Origin of the sequence: Salinivibrio socompensis S35, from assembly GCF_000513715.1 — a bacterium.
GTDB classification, from domain to species: domain Bacteria; phylum Pseudomonadota; class Gammaproteobacteria; order Enterobacterales; family Vibrionaceae; genus Salinivibrio; species Salinivibrio socompensis.
The window spans coordinates 24,234-35,346 of the sequence record NZ_AQOD01000021.1 but is presented as its reverse complement, the minus strand read 5'-3'; the positions used below and the strand labels follow the sequence as shown (position 1 = coordinate 35,346).

General features: G+C 50.3%; 10 protein-coding genes and 2 pseudogenes. 8 read left to right on the top strand and 4 right to left on the bottom strand.

The window, feature by feature from the left end:
• The 7 genes and pseudogenes from DZ54_RS18685 to yacG form a co-directional block, all read left to right on the top strand.
• A pseudogene (locus DZ54_RS18685) lies at nucleotides 1-750 on the top strand (GspE/PulE family protein); the annotation flags it as partial.
• 9 nt (nucleotides 751-759) lie between these two features.
• Nucleotides 760-1,623 (top strand): type II secretion system F family protein, encoded by an 864-nt coding sequence (locus tag DZ54_RS18680; protein WP_240473904.1) that lies wholly within the window; start codon nucleotides 760-762, stop codon nucleotides 1,621-1,623.
• Nucleotides 1,542-1,976 carry a type II secretion system F family protein gene (locus tag DZ54_RS25790; protein ID WP_240473903.1) on the top strand — a complete coding sequence of 145 codons (435 nt, stop codon included), beginning with the start codon at nucleotides 1,542-1,544 and terminating at the stop codon, nucleotides 1,974-1,976. Before DZ54_RS18680 ends, DZ54_RS25790 begins: the two co-directional genes overlap by 82 nt.
• Nucleotides 1,977-2,048: 72 nt before the next feature.
• Nucleotides 2,049-2,919, top strand: a pseudogene (locus DZ54_RS18675) (prepilin peptidase).
• Nucleotides 2,919-3,533, top strand: a complete 615-nt coding sequence (gene coaE / locus DZ54_RS0103320) for a dephospho-CoA kinase (protein ID WP_025673094.1) — start codon at nucleotides 2,919-2,921, stop codon at nucleotides 3,531-3,533. The pseudogene DZ54_RS18675 and the gene coaE overlap by 1 nt, the downstream one beginning before the upstream one ends.
• A gap of 23 nt (nucleotides 3,534-3,556) precedes the next feature.
• Nucleotides 3,557-4,297, top strand: coding sequence for a cell division protein ZapD (gene zapD / locus DZ54_RS0103315; RefSeq protein ID WP_025673093.1), 741 nt, complete (start codon nucleotides 3,557-3,559; stop codon nucleotides 4,295-4,297).
• A 10-nt stretch (nucleotides 4,298-4,307) separates the two neighbouring features.
• Nucleotides 4,308-4,508, top strand: coding sequence for a DNA gyrase inhibitor YacG (gene yacG / locus DZ54_RS0103310; RefSeq protein ID WP_025673092.1), 201 nt, complete (start codon nucleotides 4,308-4,310; stop codon nucleotides 4,506-4,508).
• A gap of 145 nt (nucleotides 4,509-4,653) precedes the next feature.
• Here yacG and mutT read toward each other — a convergent pair whose 3' ends face one another.
• Nucleotides 4,654-5,049, bottom strand: coding sequence for an 8-oxo-dGTP diphosphatase MutT (gene mutT, locus DZ54_RS0103305; RefSeq protein ID WP_025673091.1), 396 nt, complete (start codon nucleotides 5,047-5,049; stop codon nucleotides 4,654-4,656).
• Nucleotides 5,050-5,112: 63 nt separating this feature from the next.
• Nucleotides 5,113-7,845 carry a preprotein translocase subunit SecA gene (gene secA / locus DZ54_RS0103300; protein WP_025673090.1) on the bottom strand — a complete coding sequence of 911 codons (2,733 nt, stop codon included), beginning with the start codon at nucleotides 7,843-7,845 and terminating at the stop codon, nucleotides 5,113-5,115.
• Between the two features lie 477 nt (nucleotides 7,846-8,322).
• Here secA and DZ54_RS0103295 point away from each other — a divergent pair, with 477 nt between their 5' ends.
• Nucleotides 8,323-8,781 (top strand): DUF721 domain-containing protein, encoded by a 459-nt coding sequence (locus tag DZ54_RS0103295; RefSeq protein ID WP_025673089.1) that lies wholly within the window; start codon nucleotides 8,323-8,325, stop codon nucleotides 8,779-8,781.
• 89 nt (nucleotides 8,782-8,870) lie between these two features.
• On the opposite strand, the gene lpxC is transcribed toward DZ54_RS0103295, so the two are convergent.
• Together lpxC and ftsZ are read right to left on the bottom strand one after the other, a co-directional pair.
• The gene (gene lpxC / locus DZ54_RS0103290; RefSeq protein ID WP_025673088.1) at nucleotides 8,871-9,788 is read right to left on the bottom strand and encodes a UDP-3-O-acyl-N-acetylglucosamine deacetylase; all 918 of its coding nucleotides are present in this window, start codon (nucleotides 9,786-9,788) and stop codon (nucleotides 8,871-8,873) included.
• A gap of 117 nt (nucleotides 9,789-9,905) precedes the next feature.
• Nucleotides 9,906-11,081 carry a cell division protein FtsZ gene (gene ftsZ, locus DZ54_RS0103285; protein ID WP_025673087.1) on the bottom strand — a complete coding sequence of 392 codons (1,176 nt, stop codon included), beginning with the start codon at nucleotides 11,079-11,081 and terminating at the stop codon, nucleotides 9,906-9,908.
• Nucleotides 11,082-11,113: the final 32 nt, after the last annotated feature.

The window sequence follows — 11,113 nt, the reverse complement described above, 5'->3', positions numbered from 1 at the left end:
GATGATTTTATTCACCGGGCCAACCGGGAGCGGTAAAACCGTGTCGTTATACAGTGGCTTGCGTTATCTCAATCAGCCAGAAAGAAACATCGCCACCGTTGAGGATCCGGTTGAGATCCAGCTTGACGGTGTCAATCAAGTCAATGTCAATACGCGGATTGGACTCGACTTCGCCACCGCACTTCGTGCCTTTTTACGTCAAGATCCCGACGTGGTAATGGTGGGAGAAGTACGCGATACAGACACCGCAGAAATCAGTATTAAAGCGGCACAAACGGGTCATTTGGTCCTTTCTACCTTACATACCAACTCTGCCGCAGAGAGCATTACCCGGTTAGCGCATATGGGGATCGCGCCTTACAATCTCGCGAGCTCATTGACCTTGGTGGTGGCACAAAGACTGGTGCGCCGGCTTTGTCCGGTCTGTAAGCAGCCTCACCCGCGTGATGACCTAAGTTTGACGCAACTGGTGCGCCTCTATCCGCGCTGTGATCCTACCCAAATCTATCAAGCAAACCCCAACGGCTGTTACCGCTGCGATCAAGGCTATCAAGGCCGAACCGGATCTACGAAGTGTTGCCTATCGACGACACCATTGCCAACGCGATTTATCGTCATGCTAGCGCAAGCGAGATCACCAAAATCGCCTGCCAACAAGGTATGTGGCGGCTGGCAGAGTCCGGTATTGCCAAACTCAATCAAGGGATCACCAGCGTGCAAGAACTCAGCCGCGTGATCCAACTGGCATAAGGAGTCATCATGGTCAAGCAAACCTTATTCGTGTTCCATTGGCGTCAAGCCGTGCCTTTCGGGCGCGACCAGAAAGGTCAGGTCTTTGCGTATTCTGAGCACGATGCCCGCCAGCAATTAGCCGGCCAATCGATCCTGCCAACACGCCTAATGCGTCGACGCCTTTCCAGTTGGCAACAACGCCAGCACAAAGCAAAAGCCGCCGATATTACCCAGTTTTCTCGTGAACTGACCACCTTATTAGAATCAGGCATTCCTATTGTTCAGTCGCTCAACTTGATCGAAGAGAATCAGATCAAAGCCGAAATGCGCTTGGTGGTTCGTCATCTTCGTCAGCAACTGGAAGCCGGCACCAGCTTAAGCGCTGCCCTAGCGCAAGCCAGTCCCCTATTTGACCGTTTTTATTGCGATCTAGTCGCCACCGGCGAACAAACCGGTCAACTCCCTTTGGTGTTTGCTCGCCTCGCGCTCTATCGGGAAAAGCAAGCGCTGCTGCGCAGTAAGGTGATTAAAGCGATGATTTATCCCACGATCGTCGTCGGTGTCGCGCTCGGGGTTAGCACTTACTTACTCTTGTTCGTGATCCCAAAATTTAAGCAAATTTTTGACTCCTTTGGTGCGCCACTACCTTGGCTGACCCGACAAGTGCTGGCCTTGTCTGATTGGATGACCTCGAATGCGCTGGCCGTTGCCGCCACCCTGATTGCCCTTGCCTTGGCGCATAAATGGCTACAACGGCGGCGTCCGCGTTATCGGTATCATTATCACCGATGCTACTCAGGCTCCCTATTGTGGGTGAGGTGTTGGGCAAAGCCTGTATCGCGAAATTTTCCCGCACATTGGCGACCACCTTTAGCGCGGGGATCCCACTGATTTCGGGGCTAAAGTCAGCGACTAAGATTCTCACTAACGACTATTATGCGCATGGGCTCATCACTGTGTCTGCGCACACCGCCACCGGGATCCCGCTCTATCAAGCGTTACGTGAAAGTGGGCGTTTTCCCAATATGATGACGCAAATGATCATGATTGGTGAAGAGTCCGGCTCGCTAGATACCATGCTTCACCGAGTCGCCATGATTTACGAGGAAGACGTTGATAATATTGTCGATAATCTCGGTAAGATCATCGAACCATTGCTGATTTTAGTGCTCGGTCTCCTCATTGGCGGCTTAGTGGTTGCCATGTACCTTCCTATTTTCAATCTGATGTCCGTTCTCGGCTAAGCCAAGATAGAGTCTCGATACGTAACGCGCTATGATTCGCGCACCACAAACAACAAGTAATAAGCAGGTGTCATGTTGGTGTTCTCCTCCCCGTTTTTTATTGTGATAGCCGGCCTGCTGGGTTTGGTTTTTGGCAGTTTTGTAAACGTGGTGATCGCCCGTTTCCCGACCATGATGGAACGCCAGTGGCGCCAAGAATGCCGGCTTAGCTTTCCTGACGCGAACATCGATCCGCCAGACGACACACGCTTTGATTTGAGCTTACCCGCTTCCCATTGCCCACATTGTCACGCATCGATTGCTTGGTACGACAATATTCCGCTCATTAGCTGGCTAGCATTAAAAGGCCGATGCCGCCATTGCCAATCCCCCATTAGTAAACGATATCCGTTGATTGAGCTCACCGGTGCTCTACTCTGCATGCTACCCGCCTGGCTGATCCCCTTTCCTGGGTGGGCCATCGCGATCATGGGTGCAAGCCTGACATTGCTGGCACTCACCGTGATCGATTGGGAGACCTTGCTGCTCCCCGATCAAATCACTTTTCCCCTTCTTTGGGCCGGGATCGGGTTGGCATTGATAAACATCAGCCCGGTGTCATTGGCCGACAGCGTGATGGGGGCCATGGTTGGCTATCTCAGTCTGTGGAGCTTGTTTTGGGCGTTCAAGCTGATCACTGGGAAAGAAGGCATGGGCTACGGTGACTTTAATGCTTTTTGCGGCATTGGGTGCTTGGGTGGGCTGGCAAGCTTTACCGCTGTTAATTTTGATCGCCTCAATCAGTGGTGCCGTGGTCGGGGCGTTATGGCTTCGCTATCAGCGGCAAGGCATGCAACACGCCTTTGCCTTTGGCCCTTTCATTGCCGTTGCCGGCTGGCTTAGCCTGCTTTGGGGCGATAGCCTGTTACACTGGTATCTTTCACAAATACTAGGAGTCATCTAATGGCATGGGTGGTCGGATTAACCGGCGGAATTGGCAGCGGTAAAACCACAGTCGCAGACCGATTTGCCGCCAAAGGCATTGATATCGTCGATGCCGACGTGATTGCACGTGAGGTGGTACAACCGGGAAGCCAAGGGTTAGATGCAATTGTGGCGCGCTTTGGTGCGGTTGCATTAAATCATGATGGCAGTTTAGCGCGGGCGTGGCTTCGTGAGCGCGTGTTTAGCCATCCAGACGACAAGCGATGGCTGGACGATTTACTCCATCCGCTGATCCGTACCCGCATGATTCAAGCCTGCGCCGAGGCCCAATCTCAGTATTGTTTGCTTGTCGTGCCCTTATTAGTAGAAAATAACCTAATGGTATTAGCCGATCGCGTCTTAGTGGTGGATGTCGACCCCGCCACCCAGATGACCCGAACCTTGGCACGCGATCAGGTCAGCGAACAACAAGTTCAGGCTATCTTGGCTGCACAAGCCAGTCGCCAACAACGCCTCGACGTGGCCGATGACGTGATCGACAATACACGCACTGAGGTGGAACTTGATCGACAAGTTGATGCCTTACACCACACGTATTTAACCTTGGCAACCCAGGCAAACGCCGGTATGTAGCCGGACAGGATAGCTCAACGCTTATGACCAGCCTCACTGTGTATGAACACCCACTCAATGAACAGGTGCGTATTTATTTGCGCCTGGAGTATCTGCTCAACCAACTGGACGAAGTGAGCGGGCTTTCAGCCCCCTGCCACCATATTCAATTTTTCCGTAGTTTATTCGATTTATTGGAAATTTTAGAGCAGGTGCAAGTGAAAGCAGACTTAGCCAAGGATTTGGATAAACTGAAGAAAAAGCTCAAAGCATGGGCAGACGTGCCCCAAGTGGATCAAACACAACTGAATCAGCTATTAGATCGGTTGGCCGCGCATCAACGTTCAGTGCTACAAGCTAAACGCTTTGGTCAAGCGCTGCGAGAAGATCGCTTCTTAACCAGCATTAAACAACGCTTTTCGATTCCCGGTGGCAGTTGTAGCTTTGATTTACCCGTTTTTCATTATTGGTTGCATCAACCTCTCGCGGCTCGACAAAATGCAATTCAAACTTGGATGGACACCCTATCGCCGCTACGTGATGCACTCGCTTTTTGGCTCCAGCTGACGCGAGAAAGCGCACACGGTGGCACCGCCACAGTACAACAAGGGTTTTACCAACAAGAAGCCGATGGCGCCTGCTTAATTCAGCTGAAACTCGCGCCCGATCTTGGCGTGTACCCTTTGGTGTCAGGGCACAAAAATCGCTTTGCCATCCGGTTTATGCCATTTGACGATGATCATGAGGTCGCCGACAATATGCCTGTTCATATCAGTGTCTGTTAAGGAGAAGCACGTGAGTGATGCCCCCACGGTGGTAAAATGCCCGACCTGTCAGCATCCTGTGGTTTGGGGTGAAGTGAGTCCACACCGCCCATTTTGTAGTAAACGCTGTCAGCTGATTGATTTAGGCGAGTGGGCCAGTGAAGAAAAAGCCATCCCGGGTGCGCCTGATATCTCGGACGATGACTTATGGTCAGAAGAGCAGTCTGACTGAGCCGGCCTGCCATACAGTCGCGCGACTGTCTGTTTCTTTCGCGCGACTGCCAGTGTCCTTCACGCCATTTACTTTATTCGTAACACTGGTTTAATTCGTACCACTGGTTTAATTCGCGCCACTGGCTTAATTCACACCACAAGCTTTAAAATCGGGCGCGAATTTTCTCAAGCACAGCGTCATTCGCGTCTGGAAACGCATAATTATCCAGCTCAGCAATGGGTGTCCAAATTCCCTCCTGGCCTTCACAGCCTAAAGGCTCACCGTCAAAGCGACAGACTAAGAAAAAATCCAAGCTCAATGCTTTATCGGGAAAATCAAAGTCTAGCGAAATAAACGGACTCACATCCGTCGCATCAATGCCGACTTCTTCTTTTAATTCACGGAGCAAAGCGCGTTTGGGCGTTTCACTGCCTTCTATTTTCCCCCCGGGAAACTCCCACTTTCCGCCTTGGTGGGCTTGCGCGTGACGACGTGTAATAAACACCTGATCTTGTGCCGAATTGACAATAATGCCCGCGGCAATACTCACCCGTTTCATGCACTCTCCTAATAATAAAAAAAGGCCGCTAAAACGGCCTTTTCGATAACACAGGGTCAGATCCTAGATTCTACCGTGACACTGCTTAAATTTCTTCCCTGATCCACAAGGACAAGGTTCATTTCGGCCAACTTTTCGCCCATCACGCACCACGGTTTCGTTGCCGCTTTCAGCATTTTCAGCGCTTTCACCGTCATCAAACTGGTTTTCAGCCTGTGCATGGTTAACTTGTTGCTTGCGCGCCGCTTTCTCAGCACGTGCTTGCCGCTCGGCTTCCATACGCTCAACATCGTCAGGCTGTTGAACACGCACACGGCTCAAGGCGGTCACCACATCGGTTTTTAATGCATCTAACATGCCTTCAAACAACTCAAACGACTCGCGCTTATACTCTTGTTTCGGGTTTTTCTGCGCGTAGCCACGCAAGTGAATACCTTGGCGCAAATGGTCCATTGCCGCTAAGTGCTCTTTCCAAAGGGTGTCGAGCGTTTGCAACATGACGGCTTTTTCAAAGTTACGCAGCGTTTCGGCACCAACAGCGTCTTCTTTGCCTTTGTAAACCTCAATCAAGGCCGTCAAAATGCGTTCACGTAGTCGTTCTTCGTAGAGCTTGTCGTCTTCATCCAACCATTGCTGAATCGGCAGTTCGATATCAAAGTCAGCTTTCAAGCGCTTCTCAAGCCCAGCAATATCCCACATTTCTTCTAGCGACTGTGGCGGAATATATTGGTTAACAATGGTATTGACCACGTCTTCGCGATTGTGCTCAATCATCTCACTGATATCGTTTGAGACGAGCAAGGCATCACGCAACTCATAAACGACTTTACGCTGATCGTTAGCGACATCATCAAACTCAAGCAGCTGCTTGCGAATATCAAAGTTACGCCCTTCGACTTTGCGTTGCGCATTTTCAATGGCTTTGTTAACCCAAGGGTGCTCAATCGCTTCCCCTTCAGCCATCCCAAGACGCTTCATCATGTTAGACACTTTCTCTGATGCAAAGATGCGCATCAGTGAGTCTTCCATTGAGAGGTAAAAGCGCGTTGAGCCTGGATCACCTTGACGCCCCGCACGGCCACGTAACTGGTTATCGATACGCCGCGATTCGTGACGTTCCGTACCAATGATGTGTAAGCCGCCGGCTTCAACCACTTGGTCATGCAGCTGTTGCCATTTTTCTTTCGCCGCTTCCACTTGCGCATCGGTCGGGTTTTCTACATGACCCAGAACCTGTTTCCAGCTTCCCCCAAGAACGATATCGGTACCACGACCGGCCATGTTGGTCGCGATGGTCACCGCACCAGGATAACCGGCTTGTTCAACAATATCTGCTTCGTGAGCGTGGAACTTCGCATTCAGTACTTGGTGCTTAATGCCATCTTTATTTAGCGCATCAGACAACAGCTCAGATTTTTCAATCGAGACCGTTCCCACCAACACGGGTTGACCCGCTTTTGCACGTGCTTTAATGTCTTCAGCAATCGCAACAAACTTTTCTTTCTCGGTCATATAAACCTGATCCGCATGGTCTTTACGCACCATCGGACGGTTGGTCGGGATCACGACGGTATCGAGGCCATAAATTGACTGGAACTCGAACGCTTCGGTATCAGCGGTCCCGGTCATGCCCGAAAGCTTGTCGTAAAGACGGAAGAAGTTCTGGAAGGTAATCGAGGCCAGCGTTTGGTTCTCGTTTTGGATTTTCACTCCTTCCTTGGCTTCTACCGCTTGGTGTAAACCTTCAGACCAACGACGGCCTGGCATAGTGCGGCCAGTATGCTCATCGACAATAATGATTTCATCGTCTTTGATGATGTAGTCGACATCACGCTCAAATAACACGTGCGCACGCAATGCAGCATTAATGTGGTGAATAAGGCTGATGTTGGCGGGGGAGTAAAGAGTATCGTCCTCGCCCATCAGACCATTTTTCTTTAGCAAGTCTTCAACGAATTCTTGACCGTTTTCGGTCATGTAAACCTGCTTCGCCTTTTCATCTACCGTGAAATGGCCATCACCTTGATAATCTTCGGTGTCTTCTTCGGCTTGCCGCTTCAGGCTCGGGATCAAGGCATTAATGCGTTGATACATTTCAGAGCTATCTTCCGCGGGACCAGAGATGATCAGTGGCGTCCGCGCTTCATCAATTAAGATCGAATCGACCTCATCGACGATAGAGAAGTAGCGATCTCGTTGAACACGGTCTTCGGCGCGAAATGCCATATTGTCACGCAAATAATCAAAACCGAATTCATTGTTAGTGCCGTACAACACATCACACGCGTAGGCCGCTTTTTTAGCCTCTGGCGGCATATTCGGCACATTGACCCCCACCGTCATCCCTAAAAACTCAAACAAGGGACGGTTGGTTTCCGCATCACGCTCAGCCAGGTAATCATTGACGGTGATAATATGAACCGACTTGCCAGTTAACGCGTTCAGATAAGAGGGGAGCGTCGCCGTCAGGGTTTTACCCTCACCAGTACGCATCTCGGCAATTTTGCCATTATGTAGCACGATACCGCCGATCATCTGCACATCAAAATGGCGCAGACCGAAGACACGTTTTGAGGCTTCTCGTACTGTCGCAAAGGCTTCTGGAATGAGATCATCCAGCTCAGCACCTTTATCTAGGCGCTCGCGGAATTCAACGGTTTTGGCTTTAAGCGCTTCGTCGTTCAACGCTTCAAATTGCGGTTCGAGTTTGTTGATTTCATCAACCACTTTTCTCAGCCGACGCAAGGTGCGATCATTTCGGCTTCCGATAACTTTAGTCAGGACTTTCGATAACATGGCGTTGCCGGTACTCTTTTTAATGGTTTTCCCACATGGGCGGCCGCTACACTGCCATAATGCTGGCGTGTTTCAGTTCAACGCGGGTTGGCTTAAGCTCATCGATTCAACATGAGATAACAAGGCTTATCTCTTTTAAGTGGAGCCAAATCGGACAGAATTCAAGGGCGATCACGCCGCTTCACAACAATTTCCACGTAACTGATAGGTGATGGACGGGACGGAAAATATTCTCCCTCATCGCCGTACCCATGCGACACTTACCTGTGAATGGTTCGCTCACTGTATATTGTGCTCAGCGCAAAGCCCAATCTTTCAATTTGGGTAGCTACATGCTGAGATAACCCATGTATGATAAGGTAAAACGGTCCCACATCCTATGACAAATCCAGGACTCGAGGGATCAATTAGCGAAAATTAGACGCTGTGCGCCCGTTACAACACCGAATTGATGACAAAAAAGGCAGTTATTGTGCTATGAGAGACCATCGCCCTCGCTCAACGTTACACCTGCTGGAGAGCGACCCGAACAATATTGCTCAACGTGCGGTTGAGCTTGCTAAGTTAAACAAGCTTATTTTGGCATTGTTACCCGGTGAGACCTCAAAGGCATGTCGCGTCGCCAATTATCGTGACGGTGTGCTAGTCATTGAAGTCGGTAGTGCCGCTTGGGCGATGCGGCTTAACTATGAGCGCCAGCATCTGCTTTCCGTGTTACGCACTAAAGGCCTCGCAAGTTTAATGACCATTGACGTTAACATTAACCCAGCATTAGCGGCGGCGGATAGTACGGAACAAGAGAAGGCACCTACTCGTCATCTGAGTCAAGCCTCTGGCGAATTACTTCGCGCGTTAGGGGAAGGCGCCTCTCCGACGCTAAAAGCACGATTTAATGCGTTGGCGAAACTGGCCAGTGATCAAAAAAAGCCAGAGTAGACTCTGGCTTTTTAATCTGAATAGGTTGTTTTGTCACAATGCTTGGCTTGGTCTCGCCAACAAATAAGCTGGCTTTCGCCTGCTCTTGCTTACGCCAAAACCATTCCCGGTTCAGCAAACGCAACAGGCGAGGTTTCGGTTTCTTCAAACGTGACCCATTCCCAAGCTTCTTGATCGGCTAACACCGCTCGTAACAGCTTGTTGTTTAATGCATGCCCTGATTTGTACGCGCGCATTTCACCAAGAATGCTGTGCCCACACATGTACAAGTCACCGATAGCATCCAGGACTTTGTGCTTAACCAGTTCATTGTCAAAACGTAGCCCTTCTTCGTTCAGGATACGATAATCATCCAGCACAATGGCGCAATCAAAGCTGCCACCCAAGCACAAGTTTTGTGATTGTAAGTATTCAATGTCACGCATAAAACCGAACGTACGTGCGCGGCTCAAATCCTTAATAAAAGATTGGCTCGAGAAGTCGAGCACCAAATTTTGCTGTTCCGATTCAATCGCCGGATGGTCGAATTCGATGGCAAAGTCGAGACGGAAACCGTTGTAAGGTAACAGCTCCGCCCACTTGTCCTCGTCTTCAATGCGAACAGGTTTTTTAATACGAATGAATCGTTTTGGCGCATTTTGAACATCAATGCCCGCAGACTGCAGTAAGAAAATAAACGGGCTTGAACTGCCATCCATAATCGGGATTTCTGGCGCATTCACTTCGATAATGATGTTATCGATACCCATGCCTGCAATCGCAGCACTAAGGTGCTCAACGGTTGAGATGCGAACACCCGCGTCATTGACCAAGGCTGTGCACAACATAGTATCGCGCACATCCTCAGGATTGGCCGGAAAATCAACCGGCGGCTCCATATCAGTGCGACGATAAATCACACCGGTGTTAGCAGGAGCCGGACGCAGAGTAAGCGTAACCTTACGCCCAGAGTGGAGACCCACACCAGTCGTTTGGACCATACTTTTTAATGTTCGCTGTCTAATCATCGGCTTATCTCAACTTTTTCTCAAAAAAGTGTGCTCTGCGTCACTCATTACCCTGTCACCTTAGACAAGGGGAGCGAAATGGTAGCACATCACTGGCTACAAACCAAGCAATCGCGATCAGTCAGCTTGTTTACGCAAAAACGCAGGAATATCGAGATAATCATGCTCGGTCTGCGATTTTGGTGCTGCATTCGATGAAGACGCAGCTGGCTGTTCTTTCGCCGCAGGGTTTGCACTTGCCGCCTGAGGTTTATCTTGCAAAGGCTGTGCCTTTTTAGGCTCGGCTTTTGCTTGCCCAGACTGTGCATTCGTGACCAAGGTAATGTCTGGCTTACGTTCGTTACCAATCCCGGTCGCGACCACAGTCACACGCAGCTCGTCGCTCATTTCTGGATCCATCGATGTCCCGATCACCACAGTGGCATTGTCTGATGCAAAGGCTTTGACGGTGTTACCTACGGTCTCAAACTCATCAAGACGCATATCAAAGCCTGCAGTAATATTGACTAGCACACCGCGCGCGCCCGCCAAATCGATGTCTTCAAGAAGCGGGCTAGAGATGGCCATCTCTGCAGCTTCTTCAGCACGATCTTCACCGGTTGCGACACCACTGCCCATCATTGCGTGTCCCATCTCTGACATCACTGTACGTACGTCAGCAAAGTCGACGTTAATGTGGCCAGGGCGTGTGATCAGTTCAGCAATCCCTTGTACGGCATTGCGTAACACATCATTCGCCTTCGCAAAGGCATCCAGCAAGGTAATCCCGCGACCTAGCACCTTAAGCAATTTTTCGTTGGGAATCGTAATCAGCGAGTCGACTTGCTTTGACAGCTCTTCGATTCCTTGCTCGGCAAACGCTAATCGCTTTTTACCTTCAAAGCTGAAAGGTTTGGTGACCACAGCAACAGTCAGAATGCCCATTTCTTTCGCGATTTCCGCAATAACAGGCGCTCCCCCAGTGCCGGTACCACCGCCCATTCCGGCTGCGATAAATACCATATCGGCACCTTCGAGCTCAGCTTTAATCGCATCGCGATCTTCGAGTGCGGAATCACGCCCAACTTGAGGATTCGCCCCCGCGCCAAGCCCTTTGGTGATATCACCACCAATTTGAATCACCGTGGCGACACTGCTTTTCCGTAGTGCTTGGGCATCGGTATTAATGCTAATAAAGTCAACCCCTTCGATTGACTCACGCACCATATGTTCAACGGCGTTACCACCGCCACCGCCAATGCCGACGACCTTAATCACCGCATCGTCAGACATTTCCATCATCGGTTCAAACATGAGTTCTCTCCGTCCTTCCTGTTCGCATCAGG

What these genes read in the sequence shown, in the direction of transcription:
- DZ54_RS18680 (WP_240473904.1), top strand. Translation starts at nt 760, where the DNA reads ATGGTCAAGCAAACCTTATTCGTGTTCCATTGGCGTCAAGCCGTGCCT.
- coaE (WP_025673094.1), top strand. Translation starts at nt 2,919, where the DNA reads ATGGCATGGGTGGTCGGATTAACCGGCGGAATTGGCAGCGGTAAAACC.
- zapD (WP_025673093.1), top strand. Translation starts at nt 3,557, where the DNA reads ATGACCAGCCTCACTGTGTATGAACACCCACTCAATGAACAGGTGCGT.
- mutT (WP_025673091.1), bottom strand. Translation starts at nt 5,049, where the DNA reads ATGAAACGGGTGAGTATTGCCGCGGGCATTATTGTCAATTCGGCACAA.
- secA (WP_025673090.1), bottom strand. Translation starts at nt 7,845, where the DNA reads ATGTTATCGAAAGTCCTGACTAAAGTTATCGGAAGCCGAAATGATCGC.
- DZ54_RS0103295 (WP_025673089.1), top strand. Translation starts at nt 8,323, where the DNA reads ATGAGAGACCATCGCCCTCGCTCAACGTTACACCTGCTGGAGAGCGAC.
- lpxC (WP_025673088.1), bottom strand. Translation starts at nt 9,788, where the DNA reads ATGATTAGACAGCGAACATTAAAAAGTATGGTCCAAACGACTGGTGTG.
- ftsZ (WP_025673087.1), bottom strand. Translation starts at nt 11,081, where the DNA reads ATGTTTGAACCGATGATGGAAATGTCTGACGATGCGGTGATTAAGGTC.